This is a genomic window from Candidatus Marsarchaeota archaeon, from assembly GCA_023485295.1.
In the GTDB taxonomy this organism is placed as follows: domain Archaea; phylum Micrarchaeota; class Micrarchaeia; order Micrarchaeales; family Micrarchaeaceae; genus Micrarchaeum_A.
In genome coordinates this window covers 44,166-60,507 of the sequence record JAMCZQ010000002.1, presented here as the reverse complement: position 1 = coordinate 60,507, position 16,342 = coordinate 44,166, and the positions used below count along the sequence as shown (strand labels likewise).

15 protein-coding genes are annotated in these 16,342 nt (G+C 47.1%); 9 read left to right on the top strand and 6 right to left on the bottom strand.

The genetic code is table 11. The features are described from left to right. Positions 1-4: 4 nt before the first annotated feature. The 4 genes from M1125_00850 to asnS all read right to left on the bottom strand — a co-directional run bounded on the left by M1125_00850 (position 5) and on the right by asnS (position 5,013). Positions 5-739 (bottom strand): enoyl-CoA hydratase/isomerase family protein, encoded by a 735-nt coding sequence (locus tag M1125_00850; GenBank protein MCL5404379.1) that lies wholly within the window; start codon positions 737-739, stop codon positions 5-7. Positions 740-886: 147 nt separating this feature from the next. Then, entirely contained in the window at positions 887-2,113 is a 1,227-nt protein-coding gene (locus M1125_00845) for a glycosyltransferase family 4 protein (protein ID MCL5404378.1), read from the bottom strand. A 17-nt stretch (positions 2,114-2,130) separates the two neighbouring features. Further along, positions 2,131-3,666 (bottom strand): alkaline phosphatase family protein, encoded by a 1,536-nt coding sequence (locus M1125_00840; protein MCL5404377.1) that lies wholly within the window; start codon positions 3,664-3,666, stop codon positions 2,131-2,133. A gap of 36 nt (positions 3,667-3,702) precedes the next feature. Continuing rightward, complete coding sequence (gene asnS, locus M1125_00835) at positions 3,703-5,013, bottom strand: asparagine--tRNA ligase (protein ID MCL5404376.1); 1,311 nt, start codon at positions 5,011-5,013, stop codon at positions 3,703-3,705. A gap of 182 nt (positions 5,014-5,195) precedes the next feature. Here asnS and pdhA point away from each other — a divergent pair, with 182 nt between their 5' ends. The 6 genes from pdhA to M1125_00805 all read left to right on the top strand — a co-directional run bounded on the left by pdhA (position 5,196) and on the right by M1125_00805 (position 11,485). Further along, positions 5,196-6,275 (top strand): pyruvate dehydrogenase (acetyl-transferring) E1 component subunit alpha, encoded by a 1,080-nt coding sequence (gene pdhA / locus M1125_00830; protein ID MCL5404375.1) that lies wholly within the window; start codon positions 5,196-5,198, stop codon positions 6,273-6,275. Positions 6,276-6,292: 17 nt separating this feature from the next. Beyond that, entirely contained in the window at positions 6,293-7,261 is a 969-nt protein-coding gene (locus M1125_00825; protein ID MCL5404374.1) for an alpha-ketoacid dehydrogenase subunit beta, read from the top strand. 12 nt (positions 7,262-7,273) lie between these two features. After that, positions 7,274-8,500: a 2-oxo acid dehydrogenase subunit E2 gene (locus M1125_00820; protein MCL5404373.1), complete on the top strand. Its 1,227-nt coding sequence runs from the start codon at positions 7,274-7,276 to the stop codon at positions 8,498-8,500. 16 nt (positions 8,501-8,516) lie between these two features. After that, positions 8,517-9,890, top strand: coding sequence for a dihydrolipoyl dehydrogenase (gene lpdA / locus M1125_00815; GenBank protein ID MCL5404372.1), 1,374 nt, complete (start codon positions 8,517-8,519; stop codon positions 9,888-9,890). Further along, positions 9,890-10,651 carry an alpha/beta hydrolase gene (locus M1125_00810; GenBank protein MCL5404371.1) on the top strand — a complete coding sequence of 254 codons (762 nt, stop codon included), beginning with the start codon at positions 9,890-9,892 and terminating at the stop codon, positions 10,649-10,651. The genes lpdA and M1125_00810 overlap by 1 nt, the downstream gene beginning before the upstream one ends. Positions 10,652-10,750: 99 nt before the next feature. Continuing rightward, positions 10,751-11,485: an FAD-binding oxidoreductase gene (locus M1125_00805; protein MCL5404370.1), complete on the top strand. Its 735-nt coding sequence runs from the start codon at positions 10,751-10,753 to the stop codon at positions 11,483-11,485. A gap of 25 nt (positions 11,486-11,510) precedes the next feature. Here M1125_00805 and M1125_00800 read toward each other — a convergent pair whose 3' ends face one another. Together M1125_00800 and M1125_00795 are read right to left on the bottom strand one after the other, a co-directional pair. Then, positions 11,511-12,206: a helix-turn-helix domain-containing protein gene (locus M1125_00800; protein ID MCL5404369.1), complete on the bottom strand. Its 696-nt coding sequence runs from the start codon at positions 12,204-12,206 to the stop codon at positions 11,511-11,513. An 82-nt stretch (positions 12,207-12,288) separates the two neighbouring features. Then, the gene (locus M1125_00795; protein ID MCL5404368.1) at positions 12,289-13,059 is read right to left on the bottom strand and encodes a hypothetical protein; all 771 of its coding nucleotides are present in this window, start codon (positions 13,057-13,059) and stop codon (positions 12,289-12,291) included. 70 nt (positions 13,060-13,129) lie between these two features. Between M1125_00795 and M1125_00790 the strand changes: the two genes are divergently transcribed. The 3 genes from M1125_00790 (at position 13,130) to M1125_00780 (ending at position 16,334) form a co-directional block, all read left to right on the top strand. Next, entirely contained in the window at positions 13,130-13,870 is a 741-nt protein-coding gene (locus tag M1125_00790) for a hypothetical protein (GenBank protein ID MCL5404367.1), read from the top strand. Beyond that, positions 13,870-14,853: a hypothetical protein gene (locus M1125_00785; protein MCL5404366.1), complete on the top strand. Its 984-nt coding sequence runs from the start codon at positions 13,870-13,872 to the stop codon at positions 14,851-14,853. The genes M1125_00790 and M1125_00785 overlap by 1 nt, the downstream gene beginning before the upstream one ends. An 89-nt stretch (positions 14,854-14,942) precedes the next feature. Further along, complete coding sequence (locus M1125_00780; protein MCL5404365.1) at positions 14,943-16,334, top strand: hypothetical protein; 1,392 nt, start codon at positions 14,943-14,945, stop codon at positions 16,332-16,334. Positions 16,335-16,342 lie beyond the last annotated feature (8 nt).

Here is a 16,342-nt window from a genome sequence, read left to right as displayed (position 1 = left end):
GGCATTATTTTTTATGATTAAGGAAAGCTGCCATGGCAGACTTGGCTTCTTTGTCGAGTACACTTTTTATGAACAGGCGCTTTTCATTTTCATAGTCAAGCTTTATTGCAGAATTTATCGCAACCTTTGCACGGCTTATGGGGTTTTTTGCAAGCTCCAAAGCGAATTCCTTTGCGTATGCTACTGCATCCTTTTCCGCAATTGCATCGACAAGGCCCATCGCAAGCACAGCCTCTGCAGTAAAGTTTTCCCCTTGCAGTATCATTCTTCTAGCGTTCTGCAAGCCTATCAGGATCGGCAGTCTGTATGTTGCGCCGCCTCCAGGTATTATGCCAAGCTTTACCTCAGGCTGTGAGAATACCGACTCTCGGGTAGCTATTCTGAAATCGCACGAGATTGCTAGCTCGTTGCCACCGCCTAGGCAGTAGCCGCTTATGGCTGCTATTGTCGGCTTTGGCGAATCCCATATGCACTTGTATGCCGAATAGAATGCTTCAAAGGCTTCTATGGCCTCTTTCTTGCTGCTTATGCTATAAAGATAGCTTACATCTGCCCCTGCAGAAAATGCCCTGCCGCCGGCACCGCTTATAATTATCGCTTTGCATTTGTCGTTTGAAGATGCAAGCGAAATGCTTTTCGAAAGAGACTGCAATGTTTCGTAGTCCAGGGCATTGTGCTTCTCTGGCCTGTTTATTATGATTTGTGTTATTTCTGATCCTTTTACGATTATATTAGCCATGCGATAACCATATCCCAGTCCGTAGATATATTTCAGCGCATTTCTTAAAGTCTTTGCATCAGCAATGCCGTATTGGCTGCAAAGCTGCGCGCGAAGCGCTTTTAAAGCAGTGCTAGAAGAAGTAGGCTGTTGGCATGCGGGCTTGGCTCAGAATGTGCCATCTTTATAAAACTTCTTTATGGCATTTGCGTAGGCATCCATCTGGGCCTTTTTGCTGTATTCCTTTGCTATGTCCTTTGAAAGCTCCAGCAGCTGATTCCTTAAGGCTTTGTCATTTAGCACTGCAGTTATCTTGTTCCTGAGCTCTTCTATGTCGTTCGGGTTAAAAAGCATGAGCTTCCTGCCGAACCTTTCTTCTATGTCCTTGTTTATCGCGTTCTCTGACAGCAGAAGCGGCGCGCCGAACGTAGCGGCCTCTATAAAGGTTGCGTTGAAGGATTCCCATATTGAAGGAAGCACGTACAGATCAGCAATTGAATAGTACAATGGCAGCATATCTTCAGGCACTCTCCCCGCCAGGATTATCCGCCTGTCCTTTGAAGCCATTTCTTCATATAGCTGCCTTGATTTTCCGTCGCCAACGATCAGCAAGCGCATGGATTCGTCGTCTATTTCTTGGAACGCCTTTATCAGTGCGCTTACGTTCTTCTGCGCTTCCGAAAGCCTGCCTAAGTACAGCACTATCCTCTTTCCAGCAAGGCCCATCCTTTTCTTGAAGCTTGAGATTTCTGCTTCCGTTGGCTTTTTGCCCTCAAGCAATGAGCTGCTGTGTATTATCGTCACGTTTTTATTGTACTGCTTTATTGCTTCGTATTGCGGTATATTCAATGCAATTATGCCGTCGAAGAATTCAAAGAACCTTTTCCTTGCTTTCGCAAGGCCTACGAATCTTCCAGTGCCGAATGTGAGATGCATTATGTTGTAATCAAACGCGCCGTTATATGTGCCTGAAGCGTTCGCATGGTCCACATAGATTATCTTGGCATCTGGGACAAACCTTCGCACTTTTTTGAGTATTACATAGTCTGTTATTGAGCTGGCAAGTATTACGTCTGGCGCTATTTTTTTGAGAAATGGCACCATATCGACGGTGTTTATTCCGCGCAGCGAATATATGGTATAATACCCAATCCTAACGATCTTGCTTTCTATAACCTTGTCAACCTTGTGTTTTTCGAAGAATTTCTTTAGCTCCCGTTGTTTTGAAGGCTTCAAAAACATAACATTTTTTTCGGCATGATTTAGGTAATCAGTCCTGTAGCCGAGATAGAATGTTTCAAGCCCGCGCTTCCTAAGCTCGTAGAAAAGGTTCGCAGCAACCCGCTGGGCTCCGCCTACTGTGTCAAGGCGCGAGCTTGTATCAAATATAAGCACCCTTGCCAATCCCATCACTAGAATATTGGTTTGTAGCGCGCATCTGTTTCCGCAGCGCAGTCAAAATATTTCAGTATTGTAGGGGCTACATTGTAGACGTACACCTTGCTTTTGGATATGTCCTTGTAATCGATTGGTTCGCTGGTCGATAGAAGCCCCAATATGCCGTTCCGCATGTGGTCGCCGCGCTTTGCCATCTCTGGAGCCATGAAAAGCCTGCCGCTTTTCTGGTAACCGAAAACGTCTATCAGGTAACCGCGCTTTATCTCTGCCATTATGTCAGGAGCTATAAAGAGCTTTGTGCCTTCATAATAATCATCTGCATCGAATACCTTAACGATCAGCTTGCTGCCGTCGCTGTCCTTTATTGCTGCAATCTTTTCCATAAGCTCGCGCTTGAGCTTTTTCTTTTCGGTTTTGCTCACTATGCCATGTGAAAAACGTGAGTCGTTTATGTATATTGTGCAGACTATTGTATTGGCAATGCTTGCAAAGGCTTTGGTCCTGCGCATGTCGTAGTCGAAGTCGTGTATGCGTACATAATCATCTTGCGACACGCCCTCAAGCAGTTTCGAAAACGTGTTCTTCGAAAGGTTTTTTAATTTGATTGGCAGCTTGTCGTAAATCAGCTTTCTGGAGCCGCTCCTGTTGACTCTCTTTAGCACCTTTTCCCTTAGACTGTATTTCATGGTGCTCAGCGCAGTAGTATTCTGAAGGGCCGCTTCCAGTTCGGGCTTCAGCCTTGCATAGCCCTCTTTTATAAGCCACCCATTCATCAGGAATTTCTTTTTTATCGGCTGCGCCCCGTGGTCCGAAACCATCATTATTGTGCCATTTCCCGATTCCAAACGGTGCTCGAGCCACAATAGGAATTCCGATATGCGCTCGTACAATGGCATTACGTAATCCCTCCAATCCTTCAAGTTAAGCGTAAAATGCTGCAAGCGGTCTTGCTCGGTAAAGCAAACAAAAACGAAGTCGTAGTCTTTTTCATTCATCATGGCTTTTGCTACGTCGGCTCTTTTGACTATGCTTTCCTGGAAAATCTTCGATGCCTCTGCGAGGCTTATCTTTCCAGATTTCATGTCAGCCTCTATGTCCGGCTCGCCTGAAAATTTAAATGCAGCGGCAACCTTTTGTATGCGTTTTGAGCTGAATTTTGAAGGCAGCGGGAATCCAGTTATCATGTCTATATTCTCGTTCGCAGTTGGCCTCACCAGCATTGCTGGCGTTATTACAAGGCATTTATGGCCGTTTTCCGCAAGCGCCTCCCAGAATGGCTTCTTGATCGTAGGGTCGTAGTATGCCACCGACTTTGTATAGCTCGGCTCCATGCGCAGGAATTCCGGAACGCCATGGTCCCCTGGCCTGAACCCAGTGTATATGCTTGGCCATGATGGCCCTGTCATGGGTGGCAGCGTCGATTCCATGTCCATCAATAAGCCCTTCCTGAAAAATTCTCCGAATCCAGAAAGCTTGTATTTGCTCAGGTTTTCTTTTAAGATCCAAAGCGGCGCGGCATCTATTCCGACAAGGTATAATTTTTTGGGCATTTGATCATTCTATAACGCTTAGCACGCATAGGCTTTTTATGGGAAGAGCCTGTTCACCATACGCGGGAATGGAATTGCATCTCTTATATGGTCAAGATTGAGCATCCATTTGATTAGCCTTTCGGTGCCCAGGCCAAATCCGGAGTGCGGGACACTGCCGTATCTGCGTAGGTCTATGTACCATTCATAATTCTCCATGTTAAACTTTATGCCTTTTGCCTTCTCGAATTCATGGAAACGTTGCATCAGCTCGTCATAGCGCCATATCCTTTCGCTTGCGCCTATTATTTCGCCATGGCCCCTTGGTGCCTGCAGGTCTGCGCTCATTGTAGTTCTTTCGTCCTTTGGGTTTATCGGCTGGTAGAATGCTTTCATTTCCCTAGGCCAATACATTACGAACACCGGCTTTTCTTCATCTTCGGTAAGAAGCCGCTCCTCTTCAACACCAAGGTCGTCGCCCCACTTCATGTTCTTGCCCTTCTGGTTTAGAACCTCTAGCGACTGCTCGTATGTCAGGCGCTTAAACGGCGGCCTTATCTTTTCCAGTGCTGCTTTGTCAACATTGAGCTGATCCAGTATGTCTGCATTCTTTTTTAATATGCTTTGGGCTACATAGCTTACCATCTGTTCTTCGAATTTCATTAGCTTGTCTAGGTTATAATGGGCAGCCTCCATCTCAAGGTGCCAATATTCGGCGAGGTGCTTCACTGTTCTTGATTTCTCAGCCCTGTATGACGGTGCGAACGAATAAACCTTTTCAAGGGAGAAAATCATTGCTTCGGCATAAAGTTGCGACGACTCCGTGAGGTATGCCTGCTGGCCGAAATAGTCCACAGGGAACATATCTGCGCCAGTTTCGCCCGCAGCTCTGGTTATTAACGGTGGAGTTATCTCGTAAAAGCCTTTCTTATCATGGAATTCCCTTAGGTACCTGAATACGTAGGAGCGCATCTTCATTATGTTGGTCATTTTCATGCTCCTGAGCCAGAGGTGCCTTTTGTCCAAAAGCAGCTCTGTGCTTTGGTATTCAGTTATTGGAAACGGCTCGCTGACGTTAATGCATTTGAAATTCTTGGCTTCAATTTCATAGCCTGTAGGGGCGCGCTGGTCGGCCTTTACGCTGCCGCTCAGCTCTATGCTCGATTCGATTGTTGCGTCCTGAGCAGCCTTCCATGAAGCTGTATCGACGCTGTCTTTTTTCACCGAAGTCTGTATTATGCCTGTGCGATCCCTTACTACTATAAAGATTATTCCTCCGCTTTCCCTTTTTCTGTAGATCCATCCACGCACGGATACTGTTTTACCTTGCTTTAAAGGCATTTCAGATGCATATGAATACGAAGCCATTTTAAACACCTATATATTGTTGTGCAAACAAAATATATATTTTTGCATAAGGGCATTTAGTATTTTATGCAGCTGCAGAAATTTGCATGCAATGTTCATGCAGATAATGGCCTTAAGCTTGTAAATTAGAAAACCTTAATATAACATTTATTCTATAGATAAAACATAGAAAGGTGGAACACATGATAAAGGACGCATTTAGCACAAGCATAAAATACATGCAAATAATGGATGAGTCCGGCAACATCGACGAGGCGCTGAAGCCGAATGAAGCTGATGACGAGCTTGTGCTCGAAATGTATAAAGCCATGTCGCTTGCCAGGGCACTGGACGCAAAGGCGCTCAGCCTGCAAAGGCAGGGCAGGCTTGCAACATATGCACCCCTGATCGGCGAGGAAGCGACGCAGATCGGCAGCGCTATTGCAATGCGCAAAAACGACTTTGCTGTGCCTAATTTCAGGCAGCACGGTGTATACATAACAAGAGGCCTGCCGCTCGAGCAATTTTTTGTTTATTGGAAAGGCTATGAGGATGGGGCTGCAATACCGAAAGAGCTCAATATGACGCCAGTCATTGTGCCCGTAGGAACGCAGATGCCGCATGCTGCAGGAATTGCATTTGCAAACAAGTACAAAGGCGTGGATTCCGTAGTCGTCGTATATATTGGAGACGGCGGAACTTCCGAGGGGGATTTTTACGAAGCAATAAACTTCGCAGGGGTGTTCAAGCTTCCGCTGGTTGTAGTGATAGAGAATAACCAGTGGGCAATATCAGTGCCAAGAAAAATGCAGACTGCTGCGCAGACGCTTGCGCAGAAGGCTGTAGCCGCAGGGATAGATTCGATACAGGTCGACGGAAACGATGTGCTTGCAGTTTACAAGGCCATGAAGGATGCGATAGAAAGCGCAAAGGCGGGCAAACCGTATGTAATCGAATGCGTTACGTATAGGATGAGCATGCATACTACTTCGGATGATCCTACAAAGTACAGGCCAGATGCAGAAGTAGACGCATGGAAGCAGAAAGACCCTATAGCAAGAGTCGAGAAATACCTTACCTCAAAAGGCATGTTGAGCGACTCTGTAAAAAGCAGCATCGAAGAGGAGCATGCAAAGCTTATAGACGAGGCTTTAGAAAAAGCAGAGCAATTTAAGCCGAATCCTTCCGGAATGTTCGACAGCGTTTACAGCTTTTTGCCGCAGGTCTTAAAAGAGCAGAAGGACGAGGCCGAAGCTGCGGGATTCTGGCAAAGCTCAGGATAAAGTAGAGGTGCATTTGTATGACTATGATGAATATGGTTTCGGCGATAAATAACGCCTTGGAACAGGTACTAGAAGAGAATGAGAATGTTGTGCTGCTTGGGGAAGACATCGGCAAGGATGGCGGAGTGTTCAGGGTGACAGAAGGCCTGTTTGAGAAATATGGAGAAACGCGCGTGATTGATACGCCTTTGGCAGAATCAAGCATAATAGGCGTTTCGATAGGTATGGCAATCAACGGGCTTAGGCCAATACCTGAAATTCAGTTCGCTGGCTTCATGTATCTTGGTTTCGGGCAGATCGTTAACCACGCAGCGAGGTACAGGAGCAGGACAAGAGGCAATGTCCAGCTGCCGATGGTGATAAGGACGCCTGTAAGCGGCGGAGTAAAAACTCTTGAGCACCATTCCGAAAGCCCAGAAGCAGCCTACGCAGGAATAGGAGGCATCGTAATAGTGGAACCGTCAAACCCATATGATGCCAAAGGCCTGCTTATAAGCGCAGCCCACAGTAATGACCCGACCCTGTTCCTTGAGCCAACAAAGCTTTACAGGCTTTTCAAGCAGGATGTGCCTGAAGGCATGTATGAAGTGCCCATAGGCAAGGCCAACGTGCTCAGGACAGGCGACCGGATGACGATAATAACATACGGGACTATGGTTAATGTGGTTGAGAAGGCGCTGGACAAGGTAGGCACTGACGCAGAATTGATAGACATTAGAACAATAAATCCGCTTGACGAAAGCACAATAATAAGCAGTGCAAAGAGGACCGGAAAGGTAATGATAGTGCACGAGGCGCCTACAAGCTTCGGTGTTGGCGCTGAGATATCCGCCCTCATAAGCGAGAAAGCGATGTACGAACTAGACGCGCCGATAATCAGGATTGCGTCTCCTAGCTTCCCTTATCCGATGCCAGGGTATGAGAATTACTACATACCTAACCAGAGCAGGATTGAAGCTGCAATAAAAGAGCTTGAGGAAATGTAAGGGGTCTTTGGAGTGAAGGAAATAAAATTTGTAGACATTGGGGAAGGAATAACCGAAGGGCATGTGCAAAAGTGGCTTGTAGCAGATGGTTCTGATGTAAAGGAAGACAGCGCTGTGCTGCAGGTAGAAACAGACAAGGCAGTTGTAAATATACCGGCGCCGTTGAGCGGCAGGATAAAGGAAGTGGTCAAGGAGGGGGATGATGTTAAGGTAGGCGATACCCTAGCATTTGTCGGGACTCCTGAAGAGCTTGCAAATATATCGCAAAATGCTGCACAGCATCAGGAAAAGCCAAAACCGGCCAGCGTGGCTGCAAAAGAGAATGCAGCCCAAGCCAAGCAACCTGCTGCGGCAGAAGAGGTGCTAGCGCCGCCTTCGGTGAGAAAGCTTGCGGAAGAACTCAAGGTTGACCTGAAGAGCGTCAAAGGCACGGGGCCGCATGGCCGCATAACGCAGGATGACGTCAAGCGCGTTGCGGCAGGTTCACGGCAAGCCCCTCAAGTGCAACAGAATGCGCAACAGCAGGCACAACAGAGCAGCAACATCGAAAGGGTGCCCCTGTCGCAGACCAGAAAGGCGATAGCCCGTAACATGGAAGCGTCATGGACCATACCAAGGGCATCGCACATGGACTTGATTAATGCAGAGGAGCTCTACAACATACTTCAAAAAGAGAAAAATGAGGCTTTGAAGGAATTGGGTGTAAAGCTCTCGTACCTGCCGTTCATAATCAAGGCAACAGTGCAAGCACTGAAGGAAAACCCAAAGTTCAATGCCAGTTATGACAAGGACAGGCAGGAAGTGCTTGTCAAGAAATATTACAACATAGGGCTTGCCGCAGAAGCCCCAGACGGCCTCAAGGTCATTGTCATAAGGGATTCCGACAAGAAAAGCATAATACAGATAGCGAAAGACATTGACGAACTGCATAAGAAGGTGCTCGACCAGACCATCTCAATAAGCGAAATGCGAGACACAAGCTTTACCATAACCAATGTGGGCAGCTTGGGCGGCGGATTCCTGGCAATACCTATGATAAATTATCCGGACGTTGCGATACTCGGCGTTACAATGGTAAGGGACATGCCAATAGTCGAAGACGGCGTGGTAAAGCCTGGAAGGATACTGCCATTCACGGTCACGTTTGACCATAGGGTAGTAGACGGCGCAGAAGCAGTAAAGTTCGGAAACACTATAAAGAAGTACCTTGAGGACCCTGATTTCCTCGAGATGCTTTGACCAGCAGGTGCAGCATATGGTAATGGGAGAAATACCCGAAGAGGTTGATATTGCAGTCTTAGGCGCAGGCGTAGGAGGCTACGTAGCTGCGATAAGGGCCGCGGAGCTTGGCAAAACTGTCGCGCTTGTGGAAAAGGAGAAGCTCGGAGGGCACTGCCTCAATTATGCGTGCATACCTTCAAAGACGCTCATACATATAGCAGACATTTATTACAGCGCCACGCATTCGCAGGAATTCGGCATATCGGCACAGGCTTCGCTTGATGCCAAAAAAATGTATGAATGGCGTATGGGTGTATCCAAAAAGCTGGAGGATGGCGTTGCATTTCTTTGCAAAGCCAACCAGATTGATGTGTTCAAGAGCTCAGGCACGTTCCTGTCTAGCAGCAAGCTGCAGCTAAGCAGCGGGGTAGAGCTTTCTTTCAAAAAGGCGATAGTGGCTACTGGGTCGACCCCGACAGTTTTGAAAGGCTTTGAGTTCGACGGGAAATCCATACTTGACTATAAGCAGGCGCTTATGATGGATTATGTGCCTGCAAGCATGGCGATAATAGGCGCAGGGTACGTGTCAGTCGAAATAGGTACGCTTTACGCAAAGCTCGGTTCGAAGGTGTCGATAATTGCAAGATCTGATGTCCTGTCAAAGTTTGACAAGGAGGCGGTAGCCGTCATAAAGAAGAAAATGCAGGCTATGGGAGTAAAGATCTACGCAGGCGAAACGCCTGAGAGCTATGACAGGCAGAGCAAAGCGCTTAAGCTGGCGTCTGGCGTTGCAGTAAATGCTGATGTTGTAGTGGTGGCTGTGGGCCTTACGCCGTATACCTTTGGCTGCGGTCTTGAGAATACAGGAGTCGAGCTGGATCAGAAAGGCTTCATAAAGGTCAACAGCAGGCTGGTAACAAGCGACCAGAACATATTGGCTGTCGGCGATGTGATTGGAGAGCCATTGCTTGCGCATAAGGCTATCAGGCAAGGCGTAGTTGCTGCAGAAGTTGCGGCAGGACTGGATTCATCGTTCGACAACATGGTAGTGCCTGCAGTCATATTCTCAGACCCTGAGATAGCCATCGCAGGAAGCATAGACGAGGCTGAAGGCATAACAGTCAAAAAATTCCCGCTCAGCGCGCTTGGCAGGGGCATAGCCCTTTCTGAAACGTCAGGCTTCGCAAAGGTTGCATACGACAGCAATAATGTTGTAAAGGGCATAGAACTCGTATCGCCTGATGCAAATGCAATGATTGCCGAGGCTGCGCTTGGAATAGAGATGGGCATGACGCTCGAAGACCTGGCGGATACCATACACCCGCACCCGACATTCAGCGAGTCAATACAGGAAGTTGCCGAGGCTGCGCTTGGCAGGCCCATACACTTCTTTTACGGTAGGTCATAATGGATTTCAGCTTGCTTGAATCTGGATTTGTAGGCACGCGGCACGGCAAACTTCATTATATGAAAGGCACTGCTTCCTCGAAAGGCGCATTGCAGCTTGTGCTGCTGCACGGCCTTGGGGCTGACTCAAGAAGCTGGAAAAGGTTCATTGAGGCAATCCAAGATAATTTTGATATCTTGGCGCTTGACCTTTTGGGGCACGGCGATTCAGATGCACCGCAGTTGAATTATAACATTGGCGTGCAGGCTGAATGCCTTTATGATGCATTGGCAGGAATTGGATCGAAGGACTACATGCTGGTGGGCCATTCCTACGGCGGCTGGATTGCAGCTTATTATTGCACAGTAATGCAGGACGCAAAGGCCATGCCGAAAAAGTTGGTGCTTGAGGACGCTGCCGGCCTTAAAGAACAGTTTGACGAGGTACTTGCAAATGGATCGATTGGACATTTCTACGAAACAGAGCTTAATTCAGTTATGAAAATGAATAACAACAAGGAATTCGTTATGAAGAGCACCATATATGGCGAGGTAAAAGAGCATTTCCTTACAAAGGAGTCTTTGCTAAAGCTTGATGTGCCTACGCTCATAATATGGGGCGGCAAAGACAGAGTAATAGATGCACGCATTGGTAAACTTTTCCAAGAGCGCATAAGGAATTCAGAGCTTGCAATCGTCGATGCAGGGCATGTGCCACATGTGGCAAAACCTGGCGACGTGGCAAATTTGATTGAAAAGTTTGCATTAGAAGTGCACGCGTGATCTGTGCGCCGATTGCATGCGCAGCTACCAGTTAAAAAATTTATAAATAGTTTTTAATAAACGAACTTGCAATCTATAGTTAATTATTAGGTTGATTTTATGGCGGCAAAGACATATCCGATAACAAAAAAAGAGTACGAGCTTATACTTTCCGAGAGCAACACGCCAGAGGTGCAGCTGGTGAGGCTACAGGCAACAGACGGCAGCAGGCTTGATTTTGATCCAGGCATGTTTGCAATGATAATGGGTGTGGAAAAAGGAACAGGTAAGCTGCTTGTTAGGAGGGCTTATTCGATAGCTTCTGAGCCAAATGCAGATTACCTTGAGTTCTACGTGGTAAAGGAGCATGACGGACATGTGACTTATTTCATGCAGTCGAAGAAAGGCGATAAATATGTCATAGAGGGCCCTTATGGGCAGTTCGCATTCGTACCTGAGGAAAACAAAAAGGTGCTGTTCATAGCTGGCGGCACTGGCTTTGCGCCATTCATGTCCATGCTCAGGCACATAAAAAAGATAGGCGCTGGCACTGATGTCGTGCTAATATATAGCATAAAGTTTCCGACCGAAATAATAATGAAGGATGAGCTTATGCAGCTTGCGGAGTCGCTAAAGATAAAATCGGTCATAACGGTAACAAGGCCGCAGGCTGGAGATGGCTGGAACGGGCAGACAGGCCACGTTAACGCTGACATGATAATGAAGTCTGCCCCTGACATAATGGAGCGCACGGTATATGTGTGCGGGCCATTGCCGTTCGTAAAGGCAATAAAAGATGCGCTGGCATCGCTTAATGTGCCAAACAACAGGGTAAAGGCTGACGTCTGGGGCTGATAAGGCCTCTCTGGCATCCCAAGGCTTATACCTTGCTAAGCCTCTCTTCTATTTCCTCCATGGAAAGCTTGGTGGTCAGCAAAGGTATATGCTCGATCTGCGCAATTTTTATAGCCAGCTTGTCAATATTGGTAAGGTTGTGTATCAGCACCACCTTTGGCTTTATCGGAGCCACCCTTATTACCACCAATGGCGACCTGCCAGTGCTGACGTTCTGGAATATGAATACGCGCTCCGTAGTCGAGCCGAAAAGCTTCGGATAATCGGAAGGCGACATCTCAAGTATCACGCGAAGGCTGTCGAGCTTTGTATAGCCGAAAAGCTTCACCTCGTCCAGCTGGTTTGGGCTTGCTATAACCTTTCCTTCTATTATCCTTGCAAAATCAGTGCCGCTTATCGGGCTGGAGAAATCATGGATTGTGTATATATCACCGCCGTTTGCTGCAGCTGTGCCAGAAAATTTTTCAAGGCTGGAGCGCACTGTGCTGCCCCTTGTTTCGTCTATCTCGAATAGCGCGGAAACGAACCTTTTTATTATGCCAACGCCAGGGCTGAGCCTCCTGTTGCTCTCATAATCGCTTATTGTCGATGCCGATATTTTTATGGCCTTTGAAAGTTCCGCTTGCGTAATGCCGAAGAGTTCCCTCCATTTCTTCATTACGCTCCCGGGGCTCTCAGAAAGGGCTATCTCGCCAGCTATTTTTTCACCAAGCTCGTCCATTTCAATCTACGTCATACTTCTTATATTGTCTAATGTAGTTTAGACACTAAACGAATAAATATCTTGCAGTTGCCAGATTGCCCTATCTATTGTGCTTCTTGCCCTTTGGCTTTTGCTTTGCACGCCGCTCCGTGGCAGTTGGGGTATTCCTTATCCCAGAATAGAGTTTGTCTATTGCTTCTTGGCTCATTTCACTGCCTTGCTTGTTCTTGTCCTTCCTGAAAAGGCCGACTATTATGATTATAAGCCCTATTACAAAGAGAAGCACTGCAACAACGCTGAGCAGGCCTATGCTCTTAAGCGTGTCGTAGTTTTCCGCAACACTGACATCCCCAACTACTATGGAATTTACCGCAATCTGGCCCTCTGAGCTGTTATGGCCGTTGACTATTATGTAGTACCTGCCGATCGGGAGTATGCCGAAGGTTGCATTTGTGTTATTGGTTGCATATGCTGGCTGCGCATACGTGTATGGATAAGTGGCATTCGTGACATTCTCGTATAGCAGAATTGCGCCCCTGCCTTCAAGAGAACGCGCTGCTTCTGCATAGCCATATGCGCTCTTGTTGGAACTTATCGAGGATCCCCATAACGCATATGCACTTGCATTGAGCAAAGACACGTCAACGGATTTGTTGGCTTCTACAACGAAGGCGCTTATGTTGGGCGCTGTGCCTGTGAAGTTTATCACGCCGTATGAAGCCTGTTGAAGCGTAAAGTTTTTGTACACCCTGCTCAGCACCTGGGTGGACGATGCGGAAATCGCTGAGCTTATGCTCGAGTATACATAAAAATATGCAAGCAGCCCCGCTAGCAGTACGGCTATGCCAACATATACTATTTTTTTCCTCATTCAATACGCTATTTTATGACTAAAAAGTTATTTAAATATTAGATTGGTAAGTATGTTGTAAGTGGTTCAAATGGTTGATGTAGCTAGGGTAAAAACCGGTATAAGCGGTTTAGATTTTATGCTTAACGGAGGTGTGCCTGAAGGCAACCAGATACTCATTGCTGGAGGCCCTGGCGCTGGAAAGACCCTTATGGGTTTCGAAATACTTTACCGCAATGCACTTGCAGGGGTAAAGGGGGCTTTCATATCCCTTGTAGAGAAGCCAGATATGCTTTTAAAGAACGCGAAGTTTGCATTCAAGGGCTTTACCGATATCGATGACATGGTTAAAAACGGCGAAATCATAATAGACGGAGAGGATCCTGCGTCGAAGCTGCAGACCCAAAGTGATTCCGCAATGTACTCATTCGGCAATATTATTTCAGACATAGAATCAATAATAAAGCAGAACAATGCCAAGTGTGTGGTGATAGACTCCATATCATTGATGAAAATGGTGCTGAACGACAATTTTAATTACAGAAAATCAATGCTGCTTTTGTCTGAAAGCCTGCACAGGCTTGGCGTTACGGCTTTCCTCACCGTTGAAGTGGACTTTTCGGACAGGAGCAAGCTCAAGTATTCCACTGAATTCTTCATATTCGATGGCATCATAATGCTTTACCAGCTCGGAAAAGAGGATAGGCGCACGCTTACTGCTGAGATAGTGAAAATGCGCGGCTCCAACCACAGCTGGGCGCTGTCTCCTTACGAGATAACCGAAAAGGGCTTTAAGGTGTATACTGTGGAGCAAATGGGTGAAAACCTCTAATGCCTAAGAACAAGGCTGCACAAAATGGCGGGAATGCGCCTGGACAAGGGCCTTTGCGCAGGATACCGGAACGCTACAGGATATTTGCGCTTGCCGCCATAGTCCTTGCATTGCTCATAATAGCTGCGATAGCGGCAAACTCTGAGCATAAGGGCTGTGGCAGCATAATATTCTCTACTCAGAGGAACGCATGCTATGAGAATTATGCAGTGTCAGAGGGCAATGCAAGCATATGCACGCACATAAACGCAATACCTGTGAGATCCCAGTGCATACAGTCGGTAGCATCTGATACAGGCAATGCACATGCATGCTTGACGCTCAATGCAAGCTCAGGAATTGCAACATGCATAAGCTCAGCTGCGCTGACTGCCAAGAACGAGTCGTATTGCAGCCTGATAAAAAACGCCACAGCATCCTCAAATTGCATGTATGGCTATGCAAAGGCGATGAACTATTCCAGCCAAGCTTACTGCACTGGCATTCAGAACACCACAGAACGCACGGTTTGCATGAGCTCAAGCTATTATTTGAAGGCGATGGCAACCGGAAACCCGTCATATTGCTCGTACCTGAATGGCACGGTTGGCGGCGGAGTGCCCGTAGCGGACTTGCTGAACCTTAACAGAAACTTAAGCTCCTACTACGATTTTGAAGCTTTGAGCATGTCAGACAGCGACATATGCTATTACGAATTGGCGACAACCTATAGGGATGCTGCTTTGTGCGCCCTTCTTCCAGGAAATTACTCGGTTGATTGCGCGTATGTTGCAAGCCAGAATATAGCAGCACTGAATGTGACCGAAAATGCCTCGGTCATAAACAGCTCCTGCAACTACGTAAAAAGCTACGGCTTGACCATATACTATTCATGCTACTACGGCTTTGCAGTAAGGTATAAAAATGCGACCCTGTGCGACCAGATCCAGAACAGCAGCTTCAAATCGCAATGCATTTCTGCTGCGTCAAACTCGAGCTCATGAATGCCTTTGCGCACATGCCCGGCATGTGCACGCGATAGCCTTTTAGATGATAAAGCCATATTTACTTTCATTTTAGGCATGGTGTTTCGTTGAAAAAATTCATTGTCGCATCTACAAAGATCTCAGCCCGCGGCGAGAGCCTGTACACCCTGGTTGGAGACTCTGTGCTGCAGTCGTATTCATCAATGCGCCTTGAGCCATATGACATTGTAGAGCTTGGAGCAGAAAACTATGACGGCGTATCGCTCGGGCTTTCCAGCCTGAAGGGCGCAAAGGCGACACATGAGCTTTACGAAGAGAAGATAGATGCACTGGTGAAGAAGGTAACCCCAATGTGCAAGCAGTATTCCTCAGGGATTCAAGGTCTTGACGATTCGGTTGCGCGCTTGGGCAGCAGGCTTGAAATGGCCGGCAAGGCATTGGTCAGGAATTTCATTTCCGGGGCGCCCATATTCTTTAGGTTCCACAACGATGGCGATGGCTCTTCCGGCGCCATTGCGCTATATATGGCGTTTGAAAAGCTTGCAGGCATTCTTGGATTCAAGAGCGTTAATTGCCTGTGGACCATGAACAGGAACGTGGCGTATACCCAGGAGGCCTTCGAGGCTGATTCGGCAAGGTTCAGCAACTATGAAAGCATTGAAAAGCCGATAGTCTGCGCCATAGATTTTGGCACAGCACAGGAAAGCAAAAATGCAATAAAAAGCGCAAAGGGCAAGGCGAAGCTCGTATGGATAGACCACCATCCTTTGTATAGCGGATTCGCTTACAGCGACATAGACGTTTACGTAAATCCTTGGCTTGAAGGTGGCGACTCCAACACCACTGCTGGCTACCTGGCAGGAGCGCTGGCGCACTCTATATCATGCGTAAACGTCTCAAGGTTCATGAAAGCGTCACTCATAAGCGACCATAGCGTTTACGGAAAGCCGGAAAAAAAGGCAAACGAAATGGCACTGTTTCTTGACAGCATTACTATGCATGAGACGTTTGATGGAAAGTTTGTCACGCCGAAAAACATCATAAATGCAATGTCTGATGAAGCAATTTTCTCCGAGGTGATAGACACCGCTTCTGGGGAGCTGGACCAGGCCATGGCAATGGCGCTGCAGAAGTCAAAGATATACAGGCATAAGGATTACGTAGTCTCTATTTTGAATTACAAGTACATAGAAGATCTCGGCCTAAGGTTCGTAAAGCATGGCAAGTTTGCTTCGCTCTTTCAAGACAAAATTGAGAAGGAGAACGGCAAGAAGGCAGTATGCATAGTCTATAACAAGGCATTGATTTCAATAAGGGTAAACAAAGACCTTTCGGCCAAGGCTGGCCTGCTTGATCTGATAGGGGAAATGAGGGATATAGGCCACATAGAGAATGGCGGAGGGCACAATGAGGCTGCAAGCATGAAAGTAAATGATGTCGAACACATGCAGGACAGCTTGGACTACATAAGAAGCAGCATCGAGTCAAACTTAGGCTAGAATAGCTG

Bases quoted from the DNA above. Each gene is read 5' to 3' on its own strand.
- M1125_00795 (MCL5404368.1), bottom strand. From the start codon at position 13,059: ATGAGGAAAAAAATAGTATATGTTGGCATAGCCGTACTGCTAGCGGGG.
- M1125_00825 (MCL5404374.1), top strand. From the start codon at position 6,293: ATGACTATGATGAATATGGTTTCGGCGATAAATAACGCCTTGGAACAG.
- M1125_00800 (MCL5404369.1), bottom strand. From the start codon at position 12,206: ATGGACGAGCTTGGTGAAAAAATAGCTGGCGAGATAGCCCTTTCTGAG.
- M1125_00840 (MCL5404377.1), bottom strand. From the start codon at position 3,666: ATGCCCAAAAAATTATACCTTGTCGGAATAGATGCCGCGCCGCTTTGG.
- M1125_00810 (MCL5404371.1), top strand. From the start codon at position 9,890: ATGGATTTCAGCTTGCTTGAATCTGGATTTGTAGGCACGCGGCACGGC.
- M1125_00790 (MCL5404367.1), top strand. From the start codon at position 13,130: ATGGTTGATGTAGCTAGGGTAAAAACCGGTATAAGCGGTTTAGATTTT.
- M1125_00805 (MCL5404370.1), top strand. From the start codon at position 10,751: ATGGCGGCAAAGACATATCCGATAACAAAAAAAGAGTACGAGCTTATA.
- asnS (MCL5404376.1), bottom strand. From the start codon at position 5,013: ATGGCTTCGTATTCATATGCATCTGAAATGCCTTTAAAGCAAGGTAAA.
- M1125_00785 (MCL5404366.1), top strand. From the start codon at position 13,870: ATGCCTAAGAACAAGGCTGCACAAAATGGCGGGAATGCGCCTGGACAA.
- M1125_00850 (MCL5404379.1), bottom strand. From the start codon at position 739: ATGGCTAATATAATCGTAAAAGGATCAGAAATAACACAAATCATAATA.
- pdhA (MCL5404375.1), top strand. From the start codon at position 5,196: ATGATAAAGGACGCATTTAGCACAAGCATAAAATACATGCAAATAATG.
- lpdA (MCL5404372.1), top strand. From the start codon at position 8,517: ATGGTAATGGGAGAAATACCCGAAGAGGTTGATATTGCAGTCTTAGGC.